This window comes from Larkinella sp. (assembly GCF_965227735.1).
Taxonomy (GTDB): Bacteria; Bacteroidota; Bacteroidia; order Cytophagales; family Spirosomataceae; genus Larkinella.
In genome coordinates this window covers 6,152,251-6,179,183 of record NZ_OZ245776.1, presented here as the reverse complement: position 1 = coordinate 6,179,183, position 26,933 = coordinate 6,152,251, and the positions used below count along the sequence as shown (strand labels likewise).

The following is a 26,933-nucleotide window of genomic DNA, read 5'->3' as shown; positions in this document are numbered from 1 at the left end:
TATCCCGGAAAAGTGAAAAGGTTATCAGACCGATTAAGTCGGCCCTGAATTTGAAAACCGCCGTTGCAAAAGCTATCTTTGCCAAACTTTTCCTCCTCATTCGCGCCATGCAACAACTCAGCGTCCGACACCTGCTGGGCATTAAGAACCTGACCGAGAACGACATTCAGCTCATTTTGGGAACGGCTCGCGAGTTCAAAGACGTCATCAACCGACCCATCAAAAAAGTGCCGTCGCTGCGCGATATCACGATTGCCAACGTTTTTTTCGAAAATTCGACCCGCACCCGGCTGTCGTTCGAGCTGGCCGAAAAGCGGTTATCGGCCGATGTGGTCAATTTTTCGGCTTCGGGCAGTTCGGTTAAAAAGGGCGAGACGTTGCTGGATACCGTCAACAACATTCTGGCGATGAAGGTCGATATGATCGTCATGCGCCACAGCAGCCCCGGCGCCCCACATTACTTGTCGGACCGCATCAAAGCCAACGTGGTCAACGCGGGCGATGGCACCCACGAACACCCGACCCAAGCCCTGCTCGATTCGTTTTCCATTCAGGACAAGCTGGGTGATGTCGCGGGCAAACGCGTGGCCATCATCGGTGATATTCTGCACTCCCGTGTGGCCTTGTCGAACATTTTCTGTCTGCAAAAACAAGGCGCGGAGGTGATGGTTTGTGGCCCTACGACGCTGATTCCCAAACACATCAACGAGCTGGGCGTGAAGGTGAGCCATGACGTTCGGGAAGCCCTCAACTGGTGCGATGTCGCCAACGTGCTGCGGATTCAACTGGAACGGCAGCAGATCAAGTATTTCCCGTCGCTGCGGGAATATTCGCTCTACTACGGGATTTCCAAGAAGATGCTGGACGAACTCGACCGCCCGATTGTGCTGATGCACCCCGGCCCCATCAACCGGGGCGTCGAACTGACCTCCGACGCGGCCGATTCGCATCATTCGATTATTCTGGATCAGGTGGAAAACGGCGTGGCGGTTCGGATGGCGGTTTTGTATCTGCTGGCGCAGATGTAGGCACTATTCTGTCATTTGTGTTATATTTGGTAAAAGGCCTTGTCTCATGCTTGCAACCATTCAGACTTCCGACCACCTGACACTTCACCCGCCCCGTCAATACCGGTTTGACGACGAGTACTTTTTTGCCTTGTGTCAGGCTAATCAGGATCTGCGTCTGGAGCGTGATGCCGACGGAAATATTATTCTTATACCCCCCACCGGATCAGAAACAGGACGTTATAACGCCAACCTCAATGGCGAAGTATGGAGTTGGAACCGCAAAAAGCAAGCGGGCTACGTATTCGATTCATCGACTGGTTTCACACTTCCCAACTCGGCCGTTCGGTCGCCGGATGTGTCTTGGATTCGTAAGGATCGCTGGGATCAATTGCCCAAAGAAAAGCAGGAAAAGTTCGCCCCTATTTGCCCTGATTTTGTGATCGAAATCCGATCCAAAACGGATTCGACCCAGGAACTCAAAGCCAAAATGGAAGAATACCGCGAAAACGGCTGTCGGCTCGGCTGGCTCATCGACCGGATCGAGAAAACCGTCTTCATTTATCGGGAAACCGGAGCGATTGAGATTCAGACGGGCGAGCAGGTGATGCTTTCGGGGGAAGCGGTTTTGGAAGGGTTTGAGATTACAATAACCTTACAACTTACCTAGATTTCGATAATTCAGGAAAGTTAGACCGAACCATATTGGCAAACGGTTGATCGCTTTTAGCCGCATTCTGAACCATCTTTTTTGCATTAAATATTGCCAATTCAAGAAGAGACCAAGGCTGTTTTAATTCTTCACAAAGCTCGTTCTTGAGTTCTTCACTCATCGAAATCGGGTCGTATTTTGCGAGAATCAAGCTATGCATAATAGCCCAATAATGACGCTCCCGGATTCGATTTAATTCTTCCCTATCCAGTCCATACCCTTCAATCGACACTTTTCCACGTTCATCCAATGCAACCGGTACATGTTGATTAAACCGAATATGTTTTTCCGGATAATCCAATGAAGGGTGAAGCAGTAGTGGTTGCTCAACCAAGATATCGTGCATGTGATTTATCGCCCGATTCATTTCATCGATGATGGGAAAATAATTTTTCTTTTCCCGCCGATTGCATACTTCACAGGAGAAGAACAAATTCTCCCAATTGTAGGCTAACCAATAGTACCCCGGTCGGTTTAATTGACGATCTTGTGATGTCTTTTTGTAGCCGCCTTTAGGCCGGTAATGCTCTACATCACCAAAACTGGTAGCCCTAAAATCTGATTCACAGAAACAACATTTTCCATGCTGCTCCGCAATGAGTTGACTCTTTACAGATTCGTGTCCAAAAACCGCGTTATTCATTGTAAATTTTACCGTCCCGTTACTGTACCCCTCTGGATTACCGGAATATAAATTGCATAAAGAACTGGTTTCCAGCTCGCCTTTAGTTACCAATATGACCGGAACGGCTGTAGATTTTTCAATGTGTATCATACTTTCAGACTACATTCGGTCACGTAATGCTTCGGCTAACTGGTAAATGATGGTTTCGGCTTTCATTTCCGCCGGGTCGCTACTGAAAGGAACTGAATCCAGTTCCGCATTTAATTCTAGTAACCGGTTATGTTCCTGTTCACTTAACACATTCTTTCCCAGAAGTTTATCACGCTCACGACGCATTTGTAAAGTTTTATATTCAATTCCAAATAATTCACTGGATAAGATTTGATCCAATCGCCAGTTGCGCACATCGACCGGATCATTCTCAACGTGTACTTCATCCCCTACCCGCTTCAACAGAATGATATTGGCATCCCCCGCCGACTGCACAATCAACGGACTGTGCGCCGTAACAATAAACTGCGTATTCGGAAAGGTTTCCGTTAAAAACTGAATAATAGTCCGCTGAAATTTGGGATGTAAATGCAGGTCTATTTCATCTACTAAGCAGATGGCGGGTTTAGTCAAAGGTTCATCACTACCATAACGATCTAATAATCGTTTAGCGAAATCAACTACCCAGGCAATTAGAGTTTTGTAACCTAAGCTTAATTGATGCAGACGTACATCGCCGTAAATTGTCTTAAATATGACTTTCGGAGTATTTTGAGTAGTATCAATATAGATATCCAGTACTTGCTCTTTAAGTAAAGACAATAAAATTTCTTTAACTAGGCCATATCTACCTGTCAATTTCGGGTCTTTGTAAGAAAGATAATCAGCTTGTAATAGCCACTCTTCTGCATTAATTAGATTTGCATTATCTATAAATAAAGTATCTACTGATTCATTATTATCTTCTGAAATAGCCGAAGTGCCGATATTTCTTGATGCCCCATAAGCAAAAATATTAATTTCATCAAGATTAATATTTGAAAAAATTATTTTAGATATAGGCTTATAATAGTCCATTTGACTCCCATAGCTTATTCCAATTTTACCTTTACTTTCAAGCTTGAAACCAATTGAGTTATCTTTTCCATTAATTGAAATAATACCGTCAACATTAACATCTTTATTAGATTTCCTATGCAGTCCGAAATGTAAATGGAGCTTCGTATTAAATTCATAAGGACTTTGGACAGCATTGTATAAACACTTCAAAACCGTCGTCTTCCCCGTTCCATTATCGCCCAAAATCACATTCCACTGCGCAGCATTTCCGTCCTTATCCGTAAAATCGATCGTCTGCTTCGTACCAAACGAGCGGACATTTTCCAGCGAAATACTTTTGAACCAGACGCGCGGTGTCATACTTTTTCCCATTTTTGATGAAAATTACGTCTTTACCCCATAACCACCAATACCGTACATGGTTAAATACATACTTTTAAGCTTCCTGCTTACCGTCAATCTTGCCGTTGCCCAACCCACCCAAACCTTCACCACCGCCAAATCCCCCGCCGATGCCGGATTCTCCGCCGAAAGGCTCAAACGCCTGGATGACTACCTGCAAAGTTTCATCGACAAAGGGATTGCCCCCAATGCCGTCACGTTCGTCGCCCGGAATGGCAAGATTGTTCATTACAAAGCGTTCGGTTACAGCAATGTGGAGAAGAAAACCCCGCTCAAACGCGACGATCTGTACCGCATTGCCTCCCAGTCGAAAGCCGTGGTGACGGTTGCGCTGATGACCTTGTTTGAAGAAGAGAAATTCCTGCTCGACGACCCCATTTCCAAATACATTCCGGCGTTCAAAAATCCGCGCGTGCTGGTGAGCGTCGATAAAGAGAAAGGCACCTACGAAACCCGCCCGGCGAAAAGCGAAGTGACCATCCGGCAGTTGCTGAGCCACAACGCCGGGATTCCCTACGACCATCCGCTCGACCAGCGCCCGGAATTCAAAGTGCCGTTTTACAACTCCATCCAACCGGATAAACTCGAAGACGTCGTCAATCGGATTGCCGCCCGCCCACTCACCAAAGATCCCGGAGAAGCCTTCGTATATGGGTTGAATACCGACATCATTGGCCGCCTGATTGAAATTCTGGCCGGAAAACCGTTGGATGTGGCCCTGCGCGAACGGGTGCTGGAACCGGTTGGCATGAACGATACCTATTTTTACCTTCCCGCCAACAAAGCCAGTCGGCTGGTGGAACTCTACTCCAAAAGCAGCACCGAAAAACCGCTGACCCTACACGAAAACAACGCTTACCGCTCGTTTGCGGTGGAAGGTGCCAAAACCTATTTTTCGGGCGGAGCCGGGTTGGTCAGCACGGTGGAAGACTACGCCAAATTCTGCCAGATGATGCTCAACGGCGGCAGCTTCAACAACAAACGAATTCTGGGGCGGAAAACCGTCGAAATGATGCTGCGTAACCAGATTGGCGATGCCAAAACCAGCAATTACAACGACAAATTCGGGCTTGGTTTTCAACTCGTTACACCAGAAAGCAGCTATGGCAACGAAACCAGTCCGGGTACGTTCGGTTGGGGCGGTATGTATTGCTCCGAATACACCATCGATCCGAAAGAAAACCTGATTCTGCTGGTTTTCACCAACGTACAGCCCTACGCCCACTCCACCGAATTCCGACGAAAATTTAAAATTGCAGTGTATCAGGCACTGGAGTAAATCGGTCAGAAATAACGAATATCGAATGATGAATACGGAATATCGAAGTAAAAAGCAGCGGACCAATCACTTCGATATTCATTATTCGATATTTATTATTCAACATATTACACTACTTCCTTCTCCCACTCAACCTTATACGACAACATGGCTTCCGAGGCTTTGGCGCCCTGTTTGATGAAAAACGGCAATACCAGATCGCGGAACCAGACAGCGATGGGATTGGTGGCTACTTTTCCGTTGCCCATACGCCGGGCCTGGCGGACAATCTTCTCGACCCGCTCCCGGCGCAGGCTCTCGAACTTCGAAAAAGCGTGTTCCACCTTCAGCGAATCGCGCAGGCACTGGGCCAGCACGGCGGCATCTTCCAGAGCCAGCGATGCGCCCTGTCCCGAATGGGGAGAGGTCGCATGGGCGGCATCCCCCACCAGACAAACTGGCCCCTTGTGCCAGGCCGGCAGCGACGGCAGGTCGTAGACCGGCCATTTGCCGATGTCGCCGGGGGTCGACTGAATAAGCTCCGGAACCGGGGCCGGATCGTTGCCGTGGTTGCGGAGCAACTGCTGCCGCCAGGCTTCGCTGGACATAGCGTTCAGTTCGTTCCGCTTCGGTTCGTTGGGCCAGGCCACGTTGCTAAACCAATAGACCTCGCCATCTGGTTTGGCGATATACCCGAAAAACGCTTTTTTCCCGAAGATCATTTGCATGGCCCCGGAGGTCGACAACCCGGGTGGGCATTGGGCAAAACCGCCACAATCGACAACCCCGGTGTAAGCCGGTTTGGGGGCGTTCGGAAAAATCAGTTGACGGGTTTGGGAGTGAATTCCGTCACATCCGATCAGAAAATTCCCCTCAGCTTGCGAGCCGTCTTCAAAACGGGCCGTTACGCCCTGAAAACCGTTGAGTTGAATCCCGCTGAGTTTTTTGCCATACCGAACCGGAATCTTCCGCCGGAGGGCTTCGTCGCGCAGGATCTGGTGCAACTGCCCCCGTTTGATCATGACATTGTGACTCCCAAACCGCTTCTCTTCATCGCAGCTTTCCAGTTGAGCCAACTGCTTGCCGTCACTATTGAAGAAATCCATTCCCACCGAATGAAAACCATCTTTTTCCAGCAGGTGATCGATTTCCAGCGCTTTCAACACGTTAACCCCGTTGGGGGCCAGATTCAGAAACGCACCTGCTTCGTCCAGACCGGCGGGTTGAGATTCGTAGATTTCGGCGTCGATGCCTGCCTGTTGTAAAAAAAGGGCTACCACCGGGCCGGCAATGCCGCAACCGATGATGAGGGCTTTCTGGGGAGTCGTCATGGTCGTTCTGCTGATTGAATGATCCAAAAGTAGAACAGCCTGACCAATCATGCCCGCCGGTTTTCGTGAACCGCCATTTTTGGCCGACGAGCGTACAATTCCAACCGACCGGGCGCGTTGCTTTTCAATACCACCTGAATTGTCTAGCTTTAACGTTCACCATTTAACACAACCCACAAGCCATGAATGCATCCAAAACCGCCCTGGTCCTGATCGAGTACCAAAACGATTTTACCTCACCGGGAGGCAGCCTGCACGACGCCGTCAAAGGCGTGATGGACTCCACCAACATGCTGGAGAATACGAAAGACGTTCTGACCAAAGCCCGGGAAGCCGGGGTTACGATCATCCATTCACCAATCAGTTTTCACGAAGGTTATTATGAGATTACCGCTCATCCCTACGGCATTCTAAAAGGCGTGGTCGATAGTCAGTCGTTTCGGAAAGGCAGTTGGGGCGTCGAGATTGTCGATGAGGTGAAGCCGGAATCGGGCGAGATTGTTCTGGAAGGCAAACGCGGCCTCGATGCGTTCGCCAGCACCAACCTGGATTTCATTCTCCGCAGCAAAGGCATCGAAACCATTGCACTGGGCGGTTTTCTGACGAACTGCTGCGTGGAATCGACGATGCGCTCCGGTTATGAAAAAGGCTTTGAAGTGATCACCTTAACCGACTGTACGGCCACCCTGAGCGAAGAGGAACAGAAATTTGCCTGCGCCAAAAACTTTCCCATGTTCTCCAAACCGATGACCCACGACCAATTTCTGGACGAACTGTCGGGCGAAAAGATGACGGAAATTGAAGGACGCGGATACTCGGCGTAAAGAAGAAAAGAATTTTAAATGGTAAATGATGAACGCTAAATGTAAAAGTGAACGGCACCTGAATACTTTTACATTTAGCGTTCATCATTTACCATTTAAAATTCTCTCTTTTCAACTACCACACCAAGGCACTCCCCTCGATTTCAACCTCTTTTTTCTTTAACTTACCGCCTGCATCCTTGACCACCCGTTGTTATGAAGAAGGTATCCCTGCTGTTTTTTACGTTTTGGCTGGCTACGGCGGCAATAGCCCAGGTTCCGGCGCTCATCGACCGGCAGTTGATTTTTGGCGATCCCGAAATTATTGGTGCGCAGCTTTCGCCCGATGGGGCCTACATGTCGTTCATCAAACCGTATAAAGGAACCCGCAACATCTGGGTCAAAAAACGCGATGATCCGTTCACGGCGGCCAAACCGGTGACTGCCGACACCACCCGGCCCATTGCCAGTTATTTCTGGTCGCGGGATGGCAAATACGTGCTTTACGTGCAGGACAAGGGCGGAAATGAGAATTTCAACATCTACGCGGTCAGCCCTTCCGAAGGTCTGAAAGCCAGCACCGTCCCGGCGGCCCGCAACCTGACCGATGTCAACGGGGTGCGGACGGCTATCTACCGCGTTCCCAAAACCGACCCCAACACGCTGTATATTGGCCTGAACGACCGCGATAAAGCTTGGCACGACCTTTATAAACTGAACCTGACCACCGGCGAAAAAACGCTCGTTCGCAAGAATACCGACCGCGTCACCGGCTGGATTTTTGACTGGGACGACAAACTGCGGCTGGCCACCAGCACCGCAGCCGACGGCAGTTCAGAGATCCTGCGGGTCGATGACGCGGGTATGACCAAAATCTATTCCACGACGATTTACGAAACCAGCTATCCCATTGGTTTTCATAAGGATAACCAGCGGGTTTATCTGGTCACCAACAAAGACAAGTCGGATCTTCAAAAACTGATTCTGCTCAACCCGGTTTCGCTGAAAGAGCAATCGGTCGAATCTGATCCGATGAAAAAGGTGGATTTCGGGAGCATTCTTATTTCGGAAGTAACCCGGGAACCCATCTTTACGACCTACACCGACGACCGGCTACGCCGGTACTGGAAAGACAAACTGTTTGAAAAAGACTTTCAGTTCATTCTGCGCGAGCTTCCGGGCGTCGATATTCTGTTCGGTTCGTCCACCGACGATAAGCAATACTGGCTGCTGTCGGCCACGAGCGACACCGACCCCGGCGCCACGTTTCTGTTCGACCGCAAAACCAAGGAACTGACGTTTCAATACCGCCCGCGCCCTAAACTGCCGATTAACGACCTGGCGCGGATGGAAGCCATCCGGTATAAATCGTCGGACGGCCTGGAAATCCCGGCGTTTCTGACCCTGCCCAAGGGCCTCGACCACAAAAACTTACCGGTGGTGATTGTTCCCCACGGCGGCCCGTGGGCGCGGGATGCCTGGGGGTATAACGCGTACCACCAGTTTCTGGCGAATCGGGGCTATGCGGTTTTGTCCATGAATTTCCGGTCGTCGACCGGCTACGGCAAGCAGTTTCTGAACGCGGGCAACAAACAGTGGGGCGAAAAAATGCAGGACGACATCACCTGGGGCGTCAAATACCTGATCGATCAGGGCATTGCCGATCCGAAGCGCGTCGGCATCATGGGCGGTTCCTACGGCGGGTATGCCACGCTGGCGGGCCTGGCCTTCACGCCCGACGTCTACGCGGCTGGCGTCGCCATCGTCGCGCCGTCCAACATCATCACGCTGCTGAACTCAATTCCGCCCTACTGGGAGTCGGTTCGGAAAACCTTCTACGAGCGCATGGGCGACCCCAACACGCCCGAAGGCAAAGCGCAGTTGATGAAACAATCGCCCCTGTTTTCGGCCGACAAAATCAAATCACCCTTACTGGTGGTGCAGGGTGCCAACGACCCGCGCGTCAACAAAGCCGAGTCTGATCAGATTGTGGTAGCCCTCCGCGACCGTGGTTTTCCGGTCGAATACCTCTGTGCGCCCGACGAAGGCCACGGTTTTGCGCGGCCCGTCAACAACATGGCGATGCTGGCCCTGGCAGAGAAATTTCTGGCCAAACACCTCGGCGGGCGGTTTCAGGAATCCATGCCGGAGAACGTAGCCAACCGGTTGAAGGAGATCACGGTGGATGTAAAAACCGTGCAGTTAGCGGATAAAAAACCCTAAGAAACCCTGACAGCGCCTGGCCGTCGCTACGGCCAGGGGCCCTGTCAGCGGTTGCCGGTTCACTTAATTAAAATTTATGCCCCGTATCAATGGGGCATTTTTTATGTTTAAAGCCCGCACAACCCGTGCGAAACCGCACACTTTTTGAAAACCAAAAAATCTACAAACCGCTAACGATCAACCAATTAATGACTGGCACATCGTTTGAATAGTCTCTGTCAACAGGAAGACAACAAATGGACAGAGAATTAGCCCCCGAAATTGTCAGGCAAAGCCGGACCAAAAATTACCTCATTGTCTTCGTCGTGCTGGTCGTTGCCGGAGTCGCGATTTACTTCTTCCGGCGTGTTTTAAAGACATCCGTCGAAGCCTCGCGCATCCGGACAGCGACGGCGGAGATTGGCCCGGTCGAGAATTCGCTGAGCGCCACGGGTGAAGTCATTCCGGCCTACGAACAAATCATCACCAGCCCCATCCGCGCCAGCATCCGGCGCGTTTTGCTGACCCCCGGTACGCAGATCAAACCGGGTCAGGCCATTCTGGATCTGGACAAATCGCTGACCCTCATCGAATTCGAAAAAATGAAGGATCAGTTGGCCCTCAAACGCAACAGCATCGAGCAATTGCGGATGAAGCTTAACAAAAACCTCTTCGATGCTGAAGCCGACGACCAGATCAAATCTCTCAACATCAACCGCCTGAAAGCCGAACTGGAAGATGCCCGACGCCTGCTGAAAGTCGGGGGGCAGACGCAGGAAGACGTTACCCGCGCCGAAAACAGCCTTCGCATTGCCGAACTGGAAAAGAAAAAACTGGAAAACGACCTTTCCTACAACCGTCAGTCGATGGGCGCCAGCCTGAAAGAAACCACCTTGCAGGCTCAGATCGAGGAAAAAAACCTGAGCGAACTGGATCGGAAACTGAATCAGGCCAACATCATCGCCGACCGCCCCGGCGTGCTGACCTGGGTGAACGAAAACATCGGTTCGGCGGTCAACGAAGGCGAAATTCTGGCGAAACTGGCCGATCTGGGCAGTTTTCGGATTGAAGGTTCCTGCTCCGATGTCTACGCCGATCAGGTGAAAGCCGGTTTGCCGGTCATCGTCAAGGTCAACGAAACCAATTTGCGCGGCCTCATTACGCAGGTAAAACCGTCGGTAAAAAACGGCGTCATCCAGTTTGTGGTGCAACTGAACGACAACCACCACGCGTCGTTGCGCCCCAACATGAAAGTGGAAGTCTTCGTGGTAACCAGCCAGACCGCCAAAGCCGTTCGGGTGGCCAACGGACCGGCGTTTAAAGGCAAGAAAAATCAGTTTGTTTACATTCTGACTAACCAGGGAATCGCCCAACGCCGGGAGGTGCAGGTCGGTCTGTCCAACTTCGATTACGTGGAGATCAAAAGCGGGATTCAGCCGGGCGAGAAGATCATCATCACCGATTTGAGCGAGTTCGAGCATTTGCAGGAAATCACCATCGACAACAAAACTAACTGATTTCTGATGGGAACCCGGATCGGACGGATGGAACAGATAACAAACGGATAAATCAGTTAAAATCCGTTCGATCCGTCCAATCCGTGTTCCCGTCAAAGACAATTACATTAATGAGAACCTTATACACGCAGCTACTTCTCCTGATTAGCTCCATTGCCGTCGCCCAACCGCAGTTGCTGACGCTGGACGAGGTGGTGCAAATGGCGAAGTCGCAGTCAATTTCGGCGAAACAGGCGGCCACGCAGAAGCAAACGAGTTACTGGCAATACCGGACGTTTCAGGCGGGTTTTAAACCGCAACTGAGCCTCGACGGTTCGCTGCCCAACTTTGAACGGTCGTTTATCCAGGTAACGCAGCCCGACGGAACGATTAGCTTCCAGCCGATTTCCAACAACAATTCGGTTTTGAACCTCTCGCTGAGCCAGAACATTGCGCCAACCGGCGGGTCGGTTTTTGTGCAGAAACAGATTCAGCGGTTCGACGATTTCCAGCGAAATAACCGGCTGTACAACGGCATTCCGTTTGCGGTCGGACTCCGGCAGCCGCTGTTTCAGTTCAACCAAATGAAGTGGGACCGCCGAATCGAGCCGTTGAAATTTGAAGAAAGCAACCAGTTTTTCATCGAGTCGATGGAGAAAGTGACGGTTTCGGCCACGGGCTATTATTTCGATTTGCTGGTGGCGCAGGTCAATTTGCAGATCGCCGAAAAAAACCTGAGCAACAACGACACGCTCTATAAAATAGCCCAACACAAACTGGAACTCGGCAAGATTTCGCAAAATGACATCCTGCAATTGCAAATGGGCGTTTTGACGGCCAAAAAAGAGTTCGCGTCGGCCCGCCAGAATGCCGAAATTGCTTCGCTGAGCCTGCGTTCGTATATGGGCTACCGCGACGACCGGAAACTGGAACTAGTGGTGCCGACCCAGATTACCGAACTTACCATCGACGTTCAGAAAGCCTTGAATGAAGCGTTCAACAACCGCTCCGACGCCATTGCCTTCCGGCGAAAAGCCCTGGAAGCCCAGCGCGATGTGGACAAAGCCCGCAAAGACAACGGCCTGAATGCCACACTGAATGCGGCCTTTGGTTTGTCGAACCGGGGCGCTAATCTGGGCGATATTTACATTCGTCCGCAGGATCGGGAATACCTGGAAGTGCAATTTGTGCTGCCCATCATGACCTGGGGACGCGCCCAGGCCCGAACCGAAACCGCCAAAGCCACGCAGCAGTTGGTGACGCAAACCGTGGAGCAGGACAAGCTGACGTTCGAACAGGCGATTTATACGCAGGTGACACTACTACAAATGCTGCAACAGCAGGTTAAACTCACCGCCGAAGCCGACGCCATTGGCCAGCAACGCTACCAGATTGCCCAAAACCGCTTTATCCTGAGCGACTTGAGCGTCACGGATTTAGGCATTGCCATGCAGGAAAAAGACCGCGCCCGGCGCGATGCCATTCTGGCCCTGCGGGATTACTGGACGGCGTTTTACACCATCCGCCTGCTGACGCTGTACGATTTTGAACGCAATGAAAAAATCAAATACTAACATGATCAACCTTACGAACATCGAAAAAGTGTACCGCACCAGCAGCATCGAGACGCTGGCGCTCAACAACATCAACCTCAACATCCGCAAGGGTGAATTTGTCTCCATCATGGGGCCGTCGGGCTGCGGCAAATCGACGCTCCTCAACATTATGGGACTGCTGGACGAACCCTCGAAAGGCACCGTGGAGCTGGATGGTCAGCGGGTGTCGACCTACCGCGACAAGGAACTGGCCCGGTTGCGCAACGAGAAAATCGGTTTCATTTTTCAAAGCTTCCACCTGATCAACGACTTATCGGTGGTCGACAACGTGGAAATACCGCTGTTGTATCGGTCGGCCAACGGAAAACCGCGCCAGGCCTACGCCAAAGAAGCGCTGGAAAAAGTGGGGTTGAGCAACCGCATCAAGCACTTCCCGAAGCAATTGTCGGGCGGACAGAAACAGCGCGTCGCCATCGCCCGCGCCATCGTTGGCCAACCGGAAATCATTCTGGCCGATGAACCGACCGGAAACCTCGACAGCGCGATGGGCAACGAAATCATGAACATCCTGCAAGGGCTGAACGACGAAGGGGCCACGATCATCATGGTGACGCACGACGAAACCATGGCCAAACGCACGCATCGCCTGATCCGGCTTTTCGACGGGACGCAGGTGCAATAAAATTGTGATTGAGCGAATGAGTGATTGAGTGAATAGATCAAAGATCATACGTTTCTATTTTCTTAGTCACCCGTCCACTCAATCGCTAAATCACTCAATCACTCAATGAAATGCTAACGAACTATATCAAAATCGCCTGGAAGGTGCTCTTGCGGCATCCGTTTTACACCTTCATCACGCTCTTTGGCATCAGCCTGACCCTGACGGTGCTGATGGTGCTGACCTCTTTTCTCGACCATTTGTTCGGGAGTCATTACCCGGAAACCAAACGCGACCGGTCGCTCTACATCATGCAGATGCGAACCCAGGATTCGACCAGAACCGGTGGTAGTTCGGGGCCGATGAGTTTCAAGTTTTTGACGGACTACGCCAAATCGCTGAAAACCGCCGAACGGGTCACGATCTGTACCTTCGTCAATAGCTCCAACGCCTACGTGGGTTCGCAGAAAATCAAGCTGAACACCAAATTTACCGACGCCGATTTCTGGAAAGTTACTGATTTCGAATTTCTGGAAGGAAAGCCCTATAACGAACAGAACATTGCCAACAGCGATCAGGTCGTCGTCATTACGGACGACTTCAAAAAGCACTATTTTGGCAAAACCGAAGCGTCCGTCATTGGCAAAGACGTCGAGATTGAGAACCTTCACTACCGCGTCATTGGGGTGGTGAAAGGCAGCCCGATTACCCGACCGTTTACGTATGCCGACGTTTATTATCCGTACACCACGCCTAAAAGTAATTACCAGCGAACCGGCATGCGGGGCGGTTATGTGGCGATTTTGCTGGCGAAAAAGAAGTCCGATCTGAAGGCCATTCAGGATGAATTTCAGAGCCACATCGCCCGAATCCCGTTGCCGGGCGTTCAGGATGGGTATAAATTTGCGTATCTGGAAGTGAAAAGCGAGCCGTATCTGGAAAACTTTACCGGTACACTCCTGGATGGCAACAAAGGAATAAAAACGATCTTTTTCGGGGTCATCGCCTTCATTATTCTCATGCTCATGGGGCTTCCGGCCATCAATCTGGTGAACGTGAACGTCAGCCGGATCATGGAGCGGGCGTCGGAAATCGGCATCCGGAAAGCCTTTGGCGCTCCCGTCCGAACCCTCATGTGGCAGTTCATCATCGAAAACATTTTCATCACGCTGATCGGTGGCGGAATCGCCCTTGTCCTGACCCTGATCATTATTCAACTGATCAACAGCAGCGGAATGATTGCCTACGCCGACCTGACCATCAATGTTTCGGTTTTCCTGGTCAGCTTGTTGGTCTGCCTCGTTTTCGGGCTGCTGTCCGGCGTCCTGCCCGCCCTGCGCATGTCGAAACTCAAAATCGCCGAAGCGCTCAAATCTTAATTTTGAATGAGTGAATGATAGAATGAGTGAATACAAACACGGTAACATCACTCACTTTTAATTCACTCATTCTATCATTCACTCATTCAAAACTGCTATGATCCGTCATCTTTTTAAATTAATCTGGAACAAGAAGAAAGCCCACGCACTGCTGCTGGTGGAGATTTGGGCGTCGTTTCTGGTGCTCTTCGGGCTCACTTCGCTGCTGGTCTATAACGTCAGTAAATATCAGGAGCCTATTGGTTTTACGTATGAAAACGTTTGGGCGGTGAGTTTGAGGAGTAATCGGGATACCACCGAACTGGCCGAAAAAATCCAACGGGTTTTGCAACGGTTAAAGACTTACCCCGAGGTCGAATCGGCTACTCAAATGAGCAGCAACTTCCCCTTTTCGCAGAATTCGATGAGCAACGGCGTGGACTACAAGAAAAAACATGTTATGGCGGACTTTTACGCCACCGACGAAAATTTTGCCCGAACACTCAACATGCCCGTAACAGAAGGCCGTTGGTACCGAAGTGCCGATAGCGTCGGAAAATATACCCCGATCGTTATCAACCAAAAGGCCAAAGAAGCATTTTTTGAGAATGAATTGCCGTTGGGAAAAATCATTGGCGACCGTTTCAAGGTAGTGGGTGTCGTCAATACGTTCAAAGCGAAAGGCGAATTTATGGCGAATAAACCGGCTCTCTTTGAGCTTCTGGACCCAAATTCTTCGTGGCATGATTTGTTCCTGATTCGGGTGCGGCCCGGCACCGATGCGGTTTTTGAAGCGAAAATGGTGAAAGCAATCGCGTCGATGGTAACCGGGTGGAGCGTCGAGGTCGATCACCTGACGGATTCGCGCAATAACCAGCACAACATAACCCTCGTTCCGGTCATTATCTTCCTGATTATCTGTAGCTTCCTGCTTATCAACGTGGCCCTCGGTCTGTTCGGTATCCTGAACCTGAGCATCGCCAGACGCCGGGGGGAAATTGGTCTGCGCCGGGCGTTAGGAGCCACCGGAAACGGCATTTCGACGCAGTTCATCGGCGAAATCTGGGTGCTGGCTACCTTCGCCCTGCTGATCGGTTTGCTCTTCGCGATGCAGTTCCCGCTGATGAACGTCTTCGATCTTCAGGCCGGTATTTACCTGACGGCCATGGCGGTTTCGATTGCCGTTATTTACGGAATCGTCACACTCTGCGCCCTCTTCCCCAGTCGTCTGGCGGCCCGGATTCAACCGGCGGTGGCGTTGCATGAGGAATAAGTATTTGTTTCGCAGAGTTAAGCGGAGACAATCAGAGTTAAGCAGAGAAAAAAAGTTTTTCAATGCAAACTCAGCTAAAATCTGATTTTCTCTGCTTAACTCTGCGAAATAACTTTTAACATGCTCTTAATCATCGACGACGATATTGCGGTTCAGACCTCCCTTTCGCTCCTGCTTCGGAGGGATGGTTTCACCGTGAAAACCGCTGAGAATCCCGCGCAGGCTCTGGAAGCCCTCGACGCCGAGACGCCGGAACTGGTGCTGCTGGACATGAATTTCTCCATCGAAACCTCCGGCGAAGAAGGTCTGAAACTCCTGAACGTCATCCGCGCGGACTACCCAACGGTTCCGGTGATTCTGATTACGGGCTGGGGCACCATCGATCTGGCCGTGCAGGGCATGAAAGCCGGGGCGAAAGACTTTATCACCAAACCGTGGCAAAACGACTATGTGCTGCAATCCATCCGCACGGTTTTAAACCTGGCTCAGCCCAAACCGGCCCAGGCGCTGTCGCCCAGCCGCCAGAAACTCGACCAGCAGTACCAATTTGAACACATCGTCGGCGTAGACGCCAAGCTGCTCGATATGCTGGAAACCATCGGCCGTGTGTCACCCACCGACGCCCCGGTTTTGATTACGGGCGAAAGCGGAACGGGCAAAGAACTCATTGCCGAAGCCATCCACCAGAACAGCCGACGCCGGAGCAAACCGTTCGTGAAAGTCAATCTGGGTGGTATTTCATCGACCCTGTTTGAAAGTGAACTGTTTGGCCACCTGCGCGGGGCTTTCACCGACGCCAAATCCGACCGTGTCGGGCGGTTTGAACTCGCCAACAAAGGCAGCATCTTTCTGGACGAAATCGGCGACCTCGATCTGTCGAGTCAGGTCAAATTGCTGCGGGTGTTGCAGGACCGTACCTTCGAACCGCTGGGCAGCAGCCGCAGCAAGTCGGTCGATGTGCGCGTCATCTGCGCCACCAACCGGAATCTGGAAGAGATGGTCGCCAAAGGCACGTTTCGCGAAGATTTGTTTTACCGCATCAACCTCATCACCGTCAAACTTCCGGCCCTGCGCGAACGGCCCGACGACATTCCTCCGCTGGTGACTTATTTTGTCAACAACCTGAAAACCATCTACGAACGGCCCCGGCTGACCGTCAATCCGTCGGCACTGAAATGGGCGCGAAACCTGGCGTTGCCGGGCAACATCCGCCAGTTGAAAAACATCGTGGAACGCACGGTTTTGCTGTCCACCAAAGACGAACTGGAAATCAGCGACTTCCAGAAGCACGTTCCGCTTTCGACCGTCCGGCAGGAATCCGTTCGCTTGCCCGAAATCGGCACCATCACGCTGGACGAACTGGAATTCCAGATGATTCGCCGGGCCATGGATTTCTACAACAACCGGGTTTCCAAAGTGGCAAGGGCGTTGGGCATTACGCGGTTTGCGTTGTATCGACGGCTGGAAAAATACGGAATCCCGTTTGATGGGAACGCGGATTGAAGGGTTAACTGTCTTGAACTTGGATTACGCAGATTAAAGGATTAACTATGATTTTTAAACTGCACTCTGCAATATCCTCTTAATCCTTTAATCTGCGTAATCCAAGTTCAAGACAATGTCCCTCCGAACAAAATACCTGCTCTACATCATCACGATCCACGCGGCCCTGATTTTCCTTATTTTTAAATGGCTTCAGGAAAACAAGTTGCTGTTCATCGTTTCGGAGGTGCTGGTGCTGGCTTCGGTGCTGGCAGCCATCCAGATTTACCGGGCTTTCGGGCAACCGTCACAGTTTATTTCCGCGGGCATCGAAGCGATAAAGGATAAGGATTTTACGATCAAGTTTGTGCCCACCGGCAACCGCGAAGTCGACGGGCTGATCGACGTCTACAACCTCATGATCGACCAGCTCCGTGAGGAACGCACCAAACAAATGGAACAGCAGTTTTTTCTGGAAAAGCTCATCGAAGCCTCCCCCATTGCCACGCTGATTTTCGATTTCGACCGGCGGATTTCGTCGGCCAATCCGAAAGCAACGGCCTTGCTGCAACGCCCTGCGAACCAGTTAACCGGACAGTATTTATCAGAAATCGACCACCCGCTGCTGAACCAATTGGGGCATTCGAACGACAGCGAAACCCGAACCCTGAAAGGAACCGGAATTGAGACCTATCGTGTTCAGCGCTCCCACTTCATGGACCGAGGGTTCCGGCGCGATTTTATGCTGATCGAGGAACTGACGAGCGAGATTCTGGAATCCGAGAAAAAAGCCTACAGCAAGGTAATCCGGATGATGGCCCACGAAGTAAACAACTCCATCGGTGCCATCAACTCCATTCTGAACGTCACCAAATCTTACATGGATGCACCTGATCAGGAAGATGTTAGCCACGCACTCCAAATCGCCATCGAACGCAACGACCGCCTGAATCTTTTCATGCGCCGGTTTGCCGATGTCGTCCGGCTGCCGCAGCCCCATAAAAACCCCGTCGACCTGAACGAAATGGTGCGCAATGTGAGTCGATTGATGCACCCCCAGGCGGCTGCACGCGGGGTTGCGCTTCACCATGCGTTACCGCCCGATGCCGTACGGATTCCGGTGGATGTCATACAACTGGAACAGGTATTGGTGAACGTCATTAAGAATGCTATTGAAGCCTGTGTTGCCGGACAAACGGTCGACATACTGGTAACGCCTGAACACCTGATCATCCGCGATAATGGCGTCCCGATTAGCCCCGATCTGGAAACCAATCTGTTCAATCCTTTCTTTAGCACCAAACCCGACGGCCAGGGCATCGGTCTCACCCTCACCCGCGACATTCTGCTCAACCACGGTTTTCCTTTTTCCCTCAAAACCAATCCGGACGGCTGGACGGAATTCACCATTCTGTTCGGGAAGTAAGCGGTTTTTGTTTTTATTAATGCAACATTGTTGCATATTATCACGCAGCCTATATTTTTGCAACAATGTTGCATTAATAAAACTACGATGAAAAAAACAACGCTACTTTCCCGGTTCTGGATGATGGGTTTACTCGCAGCCAGCCTGTCGGCCTGTCACACCGACGAATCAAAAGACGTACAACCCACCGACAACGAAGCCGCTTTCACGCGCCTGCTGGTCAGCGATGCCGAAACCGGTGACCTGACGCTGGTGAATCCTGCAAAGCAGACCACGGAGAAATTTTCGGCCCCCTTTGGCTCCAATGCCCTTTATCCAACTGCCAGCGGACGGTTTTCGGCGGTGGTCAATCGGGCGAACCACCACGTCCGGTTTTTTGACAGCGGTATTGTCGATCACGGTGACCATGCCGACGTGAAAGGAACGCCCAAATGGGCGGCCCTGACGCTCCAGGCCAGTTTGCCCACGCACGTTTATGTCTGGGGAAACCGCATCGTCGTTTTCAATGACGGCGAAGGTTCCCTGTCGTTGACGACGGAGGATGAACTGCACACAGCGGGGGCCAAAGCCAAAGTGATTAAAGTGGATGTGCCCCACCACGGTGCGGTGGTTCCGTTCAGCAATGGCACGTTTGCCGTGACCAAAAAGGACAATTCGGTTGCCGGGACCTTGCCTCAAGGGGTGAAAATTGTCGATGAAAATGGGGTGGTGGTAAAAGAATCTACGATTGCCGTTACCAGCATTCACGGCGATGTGGGCAATGGCGAAGTCGCGCTTTTCGGTACCACCAGCGGGATTCTGTCTGTCAATAAAGACGGTAGTCAGCAATTGATCAAGTATCCGGCCGACTTTGGAACCGGCTGGCTGGGTTCCATCGTCTATGACCAAAGCTCGAAGACTTTTTACGGCTTCGGAGCCACTCTGGGCGTGTATCGGATCGATCTCATCACCAACACATTGAAACCACTCCTCAAAACCGATCAGCTTCATTCGTTCAAGGCTTCGAATGATGGGGATGTTTTTGCGATGCTGACCGATGGCACGTTGAAGGGCTTTAGTGCTTCCGGTTCGGCATTGCGCTATTTGAAAGTAGTGGATGCCATTGCGGCTGATGCCAAAGTGAAACCGGATTTCAGCATTACGAAGCGGTATGTATACGTAACCGATCCCGTCAAAAATCAGATCATCCCGGTCCTCCGCAGTAGTTTTTCGGCCAAACCGGCGATTTCCGTTCCGGGTAAACCGTACCGGATTGTGGTGATTGGCGCTCAGCAGGATAAAAGAGGAGAAGACTAATCTACCCACAGTTCAAATCGGGGAATTACAATATGATCCATCCCTACGGGATTGGTTGGATTTGGCGATGCCTTTTCGGCGGGTTAAAACCCACCGCTACAAAATGGGCCATCCCTACGGGATTAGTTGGATTCGATGAAACCGTTTCGACGGGTTAAAACCCACCGCTACAAAATGGGCCATCCCTACGGGATTGGTTGGATTCGATGAAACCGTTTCGACGGGTTAAAACCCACCGCTACAAAATGGGCCATCCCTACGGGATTGGTTGGATTCGATGAAACCGTTTCGGGGGGTTGAAACCGGGTATAAATGAATCCCGTAGGGATGGATCATCTTGTAGCCCCCGGTTTGAACCGGGTATTAGTGAATTCCGTAGGGATGGATCATTTTGTAGCGGTGGGTTTTAATGCCCCCAGAGTCTAAAATCCCATAGGGATGACCGATAAAATGACAAGGATCGCCTGGCCCTTGAAAACCAATCGTGGTTGCATATAACCCGGCCAATTGGCCGGGTTTCTTTTTGGTTCCAATCGCAGACTGAATAACAGCCCGTTTCTAAAATTTTTCAAAAAAATTCCCGAACCGTAGCATTGCTCAATTCAAGTTGTACCTTTGCATTAATTTATAATCAGTCCAAATAAGAATAATTAATCAGTCTAAATAAAATTTACTGTCTGCATCGATGCGATACGTTTTCCTCTACCTGTGTTGTTTCCATCTGATCACTACGCTGGCCCGGGCGCAGGAATCAACCGGAAAAATTAGCGGAAGGGTGGTTTCGGCCGACGGAAAACCGGCAGTTTCGGCGACGGTTCTGCTGAAATCAACCCGGTATGGAACCACCACAAACGCGGAAGGACTCTACTCACTGGAAGCTCCGGAAGGCCGCTATACAGTAGTAATTCAGTCGCTTGGCTTCGGAACGCAAACTATTCCGGTTCGGGTAAAAGCCGGTGAAACCATCACCATTCTGCCAACCATTCTCAGCGAAGCGGCCCGCCAATTGGACGATGTGGTCGTCACCGGCCAGTATGAACCGCAATCCGTCCGCCAGTCGGTCTACCAGATTCGCACCATCGACCGCGAGCGGATTCAACTGCGGGGCGCAACCAACCTCATCGGCGTGTTAAACAATGAGTTGGGCATCCGGTTTTCCAACGATGCAACGCTCGGGACCTCGGACATTCAACTAATGGGAATGTCGGGCCGCAACGTCAAAATTCTGCTCGACGGCGTCCCAATGGTCGACCGGGGCGACACCCGTGAGAGCCTGAATCAGATCGACATCAACACCATCGAACGCGTCGAAATCGTGGAAGGTCCAATGTCGGTTTCCTACGGCACCGACGCACTGGCTGGCATCATCAACATCATCACCAAAAAACCGGGCAGCGAAAGACTCGCTCTGTCGGGGCGTGTTCAGGAAGAATCCGTCGGCAAGGAATACATAGGATTTAGCGGAAAAGGCACTCACAATCAGAACCTGGGAGCGACCTGGCAAAAAAATGGCTGGCACGTGGGCGTGGGCGGAACGCACAATGACTTCGGCGGCTGGCAGGGAACGTCGTTGACCCGAACGAAAGACTGGCATGCCAAAGAGCAGTGGCTGGGCAATGTCAAACTCGGGTTTCGAAATGAAAATTTCAACGTCTGGTACCGGCTGGATGCGGTCGATGAAACCATCAACGCGCTGGGTGCCGTTAACGTCAACACCAACCAGGCCCGGGACCAGAACTTCATCACCAGCCGGTTTACCCACCAGGCGCAAGGTGACTGGCGGGCCAGTGAGCGGCTGCAACTGAACGGTATTGTGTCGTACACCGATTACAGCCGTCGCACCCAGACCACCACCCTCGATTTAACAACCGGTCGACGGACGTTGTCGCTCGGCCAGGGCGAGCAGGATGTTTCGGACTTCGTCAGCCAGGTGTTTCGGGTCACGGCCCAGTATAAAGTGTCGCCGGCGGTTTCGCTGCAGCCCGGCATCGACATCAACACGGAGCGTGCCAGCGGTGCCCGCATCCTGGGTTCACCATCGATCAACGACTATGCTTTTTTTGTTTCTTCGGAACTCAAACCCACCTCCGCCATCACCATCCGGCCGGGTTTGCGGTTTGTAAAAAACTCGGTTTACGACGCGCCACCGGTTATTCCGTCCCTGAATACGAAAATCACCCTACACAAAAATACGGATTTGCGGCTGGCCTACGCCCGCGGTTTTCGCTCCCCGGCTTTGCGTGAACTGTATTTTAACTTCTTCGATGCCAGTCACTCCATCACCGGCAACCCAAACCTGAAAGCGGAGTATTCCAACAGTTTCAACGGTTCCCTAACCTGGCGGTCGGTGGCCACCAGCACGCTCCAGATTACGTCCACCCTGACCGGTTTTTACAACGATTTCCATGATTTGATTGCGTATGGCAACGACCCCAATAACCCAGGCGTGATGAAAACCATCAACATTGACCGGTTCAAAACCACCGGCGGAACCTTCAATAACACCCTGTCTAGCAAGAATCTCCAGTTAACCGTCGGTTTTTCCCATGTCGGTCGCTACAACAGTTTGACGCAGAACGACCGGAGTTTGCCCACCTTTGTGTGGTCGCCGGAGGTCAATGCCAACCTCACCTATCACCTGCAAAAGATCGACACCAAGGTCAGTCTCTTTTATAAATACACCGGTAAAAGACCGACTTACGAAAGTTTGACCGACGCAGAAGGAAAACCGGTCACGCGCCTGGCCGAAACCGCCGATTACCACTGGGCCGACCTGACAATCAGCAAATCCATCACGAAATACGTCACGCTAAATGGCGGGGCCAAAAATCTGTTCAATGTCACGCGGCTCAACAATACGTCGACCGACACCGGCGGTTCACACAGCACCGGCGGAGCCGTTCCGCTGAGTTACGGACGATCTTATTTTGTCGGGTTAAATTTTCAGTGGGCGAAATGAAGTGACCATTGACGATTGACCATCGTCAATGGTCAATCGTCAATCATCTAAAAAACAATCAAAATCAAATAAATCAGTACATCCATGAACACCGTACGTTCCTTTTTCGTATTTCTCGCTTTTAGTGCCTGCATCAGCGCCTGCAAACAGGATGATCCCCCGCTACCTGACAACCTGGTTCAATTTGATGCCAGTGAGCAGGGATTCGAATCTGATAAAACCGAAACGGAGGTCAAACTTACCTTGACCCGAAGTGCCGAAACCGCCACGGCCATTACCATCGATCTGGCACCCAGCGGTATTACCTATGGCACCCAGTTCACGACCGATCCGGCGGCAACGAACAACAGCCTGACCGTTACCATTCCGGCCGGAAGCAGCACGGGTTCATTCAAAATAATCAAAGCTGCCAATCTTTTTCTGAGTGGAACAGAGGCCATTAATTTTACGATTAAATCAGCTGCCAGCCCGGTTTTAGTCGGCACAAAAACCACGGCAGCGCTGAAGTTTTCATCGATCGTATCGACCGGTTCGCAACTGAAATTAAACGGTGGCGAAGGCGGTTCCAGCGCGGTCAATTCGGTTTTTGTCGATTTCAGCAACAACGCCCAGACCTCGGTGGCTCGCAATAGCTGGGATCTCGGATTCTACGGTGGCACAGATTTCCGCGTTGTAATCAACGGTACCACGGGCGCTTCGGCCAAAGAACTGACCAAAACCGATCTGGGTCAGGTCACAGCCGCAGACACGGCCGGTTTACGGAACATCCTGATTCTGAGCCAGGGAACAGGCAGTTTCGATAATGTGGATGATGTAGAAGGCGATGTAACCAAAACCGTCATCAAAACCATTTCCGCTACGGATGCCGACAATAAAGTATACATCATCAATCCGGGAACGTCAGGAACGGCGGCCAAAGCCTGGTATAAAGTGCGGGTGATCCGCAAGGGAACCGGTTATACGCTGCAATACGCGCAGATTGCCGAAACGACGTTCAAGACGTTGGATGTCTCGAAAGATGCCAATTTAAATTTCAGGTATGTATCCTTCGAAAAAGGCTTGACGGAGGTGGAACCGGCGAAAAACAATTGGGATATCGAATGGACATTAGCGACTTATAAAGCGGCTTTAAGCGCGACGGCATCCGTTCCTTATACCTACGCGGATTTTGTTTTTATCAATCACCTGGGCGGTGTTGAAGCGGCTGAAGTGCTGACCAGCACCGTTGCATATGACGCCTATGCCGAAGCAAACATCACGACAACAACCTTCAGGAAAGAACGCAATGTAATCGGCAGCAACTGGCGTACGTCAGCGGGTCCGAATGGCGTTGCTGCGGGGGTTAAATCCGACCGGTTTTACGTCATCAAAGACGCCGTCGGGAACGTTTATAAATTGAAATTCCTGAATTATACTTCGTCCGATGGTGGCGTACGGGGCTACCCGAATATCGAATTCAAACTGGTGAAGAAAGTCTAACGGTTTACGGTTTTCAGTTTACAGTTTACGGTGGCTGACGCGCGCTTACAAAAGAATGCGTCAGCCACCGTAAACTGAAAACCGTAAACCGTAAACCTTATCTGGCCTGATCGGCGACATAATTCCGGCGGAAACTCTCGACTTCCTCGTTGGTAAATCCGTAAATACCCTGAATTCTTGCAACGGCCTGGCTCAGTTTTGGCAATTCTTCGGCGGTATTGGTCACAAAGCGATAGACCGAGGCCGAACGGTCGTAAGGGGCATTTAACAGGGTTAGCAGTTCATCAATCTGGTTGTCCGTAATTTTCTTATTGCTAGCATCAATCGTCCGCCAGCCGTGCAGAAAACCGGCGGCTTCGCTGATCAAATGCAATACATCCGCCCGCTGCTGCTCCGTGATGCCAGTTGAATTCAGAATCGAAGTACTGGCATGAATGGTGTTGATGACTGTGGCCGCGTTGATTTTTTCCCAGTTCAGTTTGATGGCAGCCAGGGCTTCATCCCGGTAGGTATTGTAATCTTCGCCTTCCTGCAAAGCGGCCTGTAACGTAATGAATGCCAGACGGTTTTGACTGTACAATCCCTTTCCGGTCGCATCATCCCGCCGGGCCGCATAAGCTGCCATCAGCCGGTCGGGATTCTGGTAAAACGTGCCGTTATCGCTGTTGTAAAACATCGGACTGGCTCCGTATACATACAGAATCTGGTCGGCAGTCGCCGGGGTGAAGGTCCCTTTGGTTAGCGAGAGAGCATAATTGTACAAAGCCGCGCCATACATGCCCTTTTCAATCATCTGCCCCATTTCCAGGCCGTATTCATCAAACAGATACGAGCCATAAACGCCCCCTTCCCAACTCCGGTCAAACGGGTAGAAGGTTCCGCCACTGGCTTTCGAGAGCTCGGCAAAAAAACCGTTGTTCTGGGCCTGAAGACGGCTGGCGAAATACGGCGTTGTGACGGACAGTAAACTGAAATTACCCTGCGTAAAAGCCGCGTTGAGCGATTCTTCCGAGACATACGTCCCCCGCTGCCCTCCTTTCCGGGCCTCCCCAACCAAACTCGTAAATTGCTGAATCAAAGGCTGTAGCGACTCCGAATTAAAGCGATACCCAACGCTATCATACACCTGTGGAATATTCAGCATGGGACGCACATCCGGGTCTCTTTCTTCCCGGCAGGAAACCATCCCAATCGTGAAGCCGCTTACCAGCAGAAGGGCCAATCGCCGGATTTGATACACTTTACTCATTGTGTTTTATTTTTGATGAAAGAAGATAGAGCGAAGAACAGAGGCCTAAAAGCTATTCATCAGCATCTAACACCATGATTCCCAGTCTCTGCTCTTTCCTCTCTTCTCTATCCTCTCTTTATTACTACGTGCAAAGGTCTGATGAATTGTTCTATTAAAAAAAAAGCAGCGTCAAAGACCCTGCTTTTTCTATCCTACTCACTATAGCTTTTACTGTATTGTCTTCGTTTTTACCCCAGAGGTAACTTAATTTAGTTCCGTCCAGGCTTTCTCCAGCGTATTCATACGCGCCATGGCGTTGTGAAGGATGCCTTTCAACTGCTCCAGTTCGGTTCTCGTGAAACAGAAATACAGGGGTTCAACGGTCGTGCCGAGGTAAAGCCGCCGAATCTCACCGGCGCAATCCGTCGGATGCCGGGCAAAAAAACCGTCGATGTCGATCGACTCGACGTGCCGGAATAATTGCTGAAACTCGCCCGGTGACATAATCTGGAAGATGTTGTTGAACCGAAAACTGAGGTTGGCCTTGCAACCCCGGCAAAGGTGAATCTCGCCGTGTTCGGTTTGGGCCAGGGTGATAAAGCAGGCATCGCGGTTAGCCATAACAAAGTCGGTAAAACCGGCGGAGTCACGGATTCGTCCGCCGGATGATGTGGATATAGTCCTGATTACTGAATTTTTTTGCTGCCGTCAGGTTGGTATGCATAGCGAAAGGTGTAATACCGGCTTTCGCTTCCCGGCCCGTCCGGCCCACCTTTGTAATAGCCCAGAATTTCCACTTTGGCGTATTTGCCGTCGCCGGTGCGGATCACGAGCACTTTATCGGCCGTCGGAGCAATCACACCACCGCCGTAGGTATACCAGCCATTTCCCGAGCCGGTCGGAATCGCCGGTTTGTTCGCATTATCATCGACGGCAAAGGCTGCGTTTTCCGGTATGGCCGTCAGGCTTTCAAACGTTCCGTTGTGCACATACGCGCCCCCCCGGCCCGACCGACCGGTTCCACCATTCACAATGATGGTTGTAGCCCGAAAACCGATGTCCCATTTCGCCGTGGCGGAATCGCTGTTGGGGACCTGTTTGCCGTCTCTAAAACTAAAAAACGTAAACCGGTTGTTCGAGCCCATCGGTCGGCCCGATTGCGGGTCGTTGCTGGCCGGGTCGGCAGGCAAATCCTGGATAGTTAGGACTTTTACCGTTTGTGCCTGAACGGATGGGTACAACAACACGGCACCCAGAAGCAACTTTGCGATCGTTAAAGAATTCATTTTTCAGAGGTACGGTTTTACGGAGTAGTGTGGTGATTTA

General features: G+C 51.3%; 21 protein-coding genes. 15 read left to right on the top strand and 6 right to left on the bottom strand.

Features of this window, described 5'->3' with window-relative positions; all coding sequences use genetic code 11:
• The first annotated feature begins 107 nt into the window (after positions 1-107).
• Positions 108-1,028 (top strand): aspartate carbamoyltransferase catalytic subunit, encoded by a 921-nt coding sequence (locus tag ACO064_RS24185; RefSeq protein ID WP_114405778.1) that lies wholly within the window; start codon positions 108-110, stop codon positions 1,026-1,028.
• A gap of 46 nt (positions 1,029-1,074) precedes the next feature.
• A complete protein-coding gene (locus ACO064_RS24180) occupies positions 1,075-1,677 on the top strand; it encodes a Uma2 family endonuclease (RefSeq protein ID WP_421829772.1) in 603 nt (200 codons plus the stop codon).
• Here ACO064_RS24180 and ACO064_RS24175 read toward each other — a convergent pair.
• Both ACO064_RS24175 and ACO064_RS24170 read right to left on the bottom strand, forming a co-directional pair.
• Positions 1,670-2,494, bottom strand: a complete 825-nt coding sequence (locus ACO064_RS24175) for a hypothetical protein (RefSeq protein ID WP_421829771.1) — start codon at positions 2,492-2,494, stop codon at positions 1,670-1,672. The genes ACO064_RS24180 and ACO064_RS24175 overlap by 8 nt on opposite strands.
• A gap of 9 nt (positions 2,495-2,503) precedes the next feature.
• On the bottom strand, positions 2,504-3,754 hold the full coding sequence (locus ACO064_RS24170) for an AAA family ATPase (protein ID WP_421829770.1): 1,251 nt from the start codon (positions 3,752-3,754) through the stop codon (positions 2,504-2,506).
• A 58-nt stretch (positions 3,755-3,812) separates the two neighbouring features.
• On the opposite strand from ACO064_RS24170, the gene ACO064_RS24165 reads away from it, so the two are divergent.
• Positions 3,813-5,075: a serine hydrolase domain-containing protein gene (locus ACO064_RS24165; RefSeq protein WP_421829769.1), complete on the top strand. Its 1,263-nt coding sequence runs from the start codon at positions 3,813-3,815 to the stop codon at positions 5,073-5,075.
• Positions 5,076-5,182: 107 nt separating this feature from the next.
• Here ACO064_RS24165 and ACO064_RS24160 read toward each other — a convergent pair whose 3' ends face one another.
• Complete coding sequence (locus tag ACO064_RS24160) at positions 5,183-6,385, bottom strand: FAD-dependent oxidoreductase (protein ID WP_421829768.1); 1,203 nt, start codon at positions 6,383-6,385, stop codon at positions 5,183-5,185.
• A 182-nt stretch (positions 6,386-6,567) separates the two neighbouring features.
• On the opposite strand from ACO064_RS24160, the gene ACO064_RS24155 reads away from it, so the two are divergent.
• The 12 genes from ACO064_RS24155 (at position 6,568) to ACO064_RS24100 (ending at position 24,376) form a co-directional block, all read left to right on the top strand.
• Positions 6,568-7,209 (top strand): cysteine hydrolase, encoded by a 642-nt coding sequence (locus ACO064_RS24155; RefSeq protein ID WP_421829767.1) that lies wholly within the window; start codon positions 6,568-6,570, stop codon positions 7,207-7,209.
• A gap of 195 nt (positions 7,210-7,404) precedes the next feature.
• Complete coding sequence (locus ACO064_RS24150; RefSeq protein ID WP_421829766.1) at positions 7,405-9,411, top strand: S9 family peptidase; 2,007 nt, start codon at positions 7,405-7,407, stop codon at positions 9,409-9,411.
• 236 nt (positions 9,412-9,647) lie between these two features.
• Entirely contained in the window at positions 9,648-10,907 is a 1,260-nt protein-coding gene (locus ACO064_RS24145; RefSeq protein ID WP_421829765.1) for an efflux RND transporter periplasmic adaptor subunit, read from the top strand.
• A 110-nt stretch (positions 10,908-11,017) separates the two neighbouring features.
• Positions 11,018-12,460: a TolC family protein gene (locus tag ACO064_RS24140; protein WP_421829764.1), complete on the top strand. Its 1,443-nt coding sequence runs from the start codon at positions 11,018-11,020 to the stop codon at positions 12,458-12,460.
• 1 nt (position 12,461) lies between these two features.
• The gene (locus ACO064_RS24135) at positions 12,462-13,124 is read left to right on the top strand and encodes an ABC transporter ATP-binding protein (RefSeq protein WP_421829763.1); all 663 of its coding nucleotides are present in this window, start codon (positions 12,462-12,464) and stop codon (positions 13,122-13,124) included.
• Between the two features lie 110 nt (positions 13,125-13,234).
• Entirely contained in the window at positions 13,235-14,482 is a 1,248-nt protein-coding gene (locus tag ACO064_RS24130) for an ABC transporter permease (protein WP_421829762.1), read from the top strand.
• Between the two features lie 97 nt (positions 14,483-14,579).
• Entirely contained in the window at positions 14,580-15,734 is a 1,155-nt protein-coding gene (locus ACO064_RS24125; protein ID WP_421829761.1) for an ABC transporter permease, read from the top strand.
• A gap of 120 nt (positions 15,735-15,854) precedes the next feature.
• Positions 15,855-17,237 carry a sigma-54-dependent transcriptional regulator gene (locus ACO064_RS24120; protein WP_421829760.1) on the top strand — a complete coding sequence of 461 codons (1,383 nt, stop codon included), beginning with the start codon at positions 15,855-15,857 and terminating at the stop codon, positions 17,235-17,237.
• A gap of 115 nt (positions 17,238-17,352) precedes the next feature.
• On the top strand, positions 17,353-18,642 hold the full coding sequence (locus ACO064_RS24115; protein ID WP_421829759.1) for a sensor histidine kinase: 1,290 nt from the start codon (positions 17,353-17,355) through the stop codon (positions 18,640-18,642).
• A gap of 87 nt (positions 18,643-18,729) precedes the next feature.
• Complete coding sequence (locus ACO064_RS24110; RefSeq protein WP_421829758.1) at positions 18,730-19,938, top strand: hypothetical protein; 1,209 nt, start codon at positions 18,730-18,732, stop codon at positions 19,936-19,938.
• A gap of 685 nt (positions 19,939-20,623) precedes the next feature.
• Positions 20,624-22,897 carry a TonB-dependent receptor gene (locus ACO064_RS24105; RefSeq protein WP_421829757.1) on the top strand — a complete coding sequence of 758 codons (2,274 nt, stop codon included), beginning with the start codon at positions 20,624-20,626 and terminating at the stop codon, positions 22,895-22,897.
• Positions 22,898-22,981: 84 nt separating this feature from the next.
• Positions 22,982-24,376: an HmuY family protein gene (locus ACO064_RS24100; protein WP_421829756.1), complete on the top strand. Its 1,395-nt coding sequence runs from the start codon at positions 22,982-22,984 to the stop codon at positions 24,374-24,376.
• A 97-nt stretch (positions 24,377-24,473) separates the two neighbouring features.
• Here the strand turns inward: ACO064_RS24100 and ACO064_RS24095 are convergent, their stop codons facing one another.
• The 3 genes from ACO064_RS24095 to ACO064_RS24085 all read right to left on the bottom strand — a co-directional run bounded on the left by ACO064_RS24095 (position 24,474) and on the right by ACO064_RS24085 (position 26,893).
• Positions 24,474-25,625 (bottom strand): hypothetical protein, encoded by a 1,152-nt coding sequence (locus tag ACO064_RS24095; RefSeq protein ID WP_421829755.1) that lies wholly within the window; start codon positions 25,623-25,625, stop codon positions 24,474-24,476.
• 246 nt (positions 25,626-25,871) lie between these two features.
• The gene (locus ACO064_RS24090) at positions 25,872-26,228 is read right to left on the bottom strand and encodes a DUF6686 family protein (protein WP_421829754.1); all 357 of its coding nucleotides are present in this window, start codon (positions 26,226-26,228) and stop codon (positions 25,872-25,874) included.
• A 65-nt stretch (positions 26,229-26,293) separates the two neighbouring features.
• Entirely contained in the window at positions 26,294-26,893 is a 600-nt protein-coding gene (locus ACO064_RS24085; RefSeq protein WP_421829752.1) for an HmuY family protein, read from the bottom strand.
• Positions 26,894-26,933: the final 40 nt, after the last annotated feature.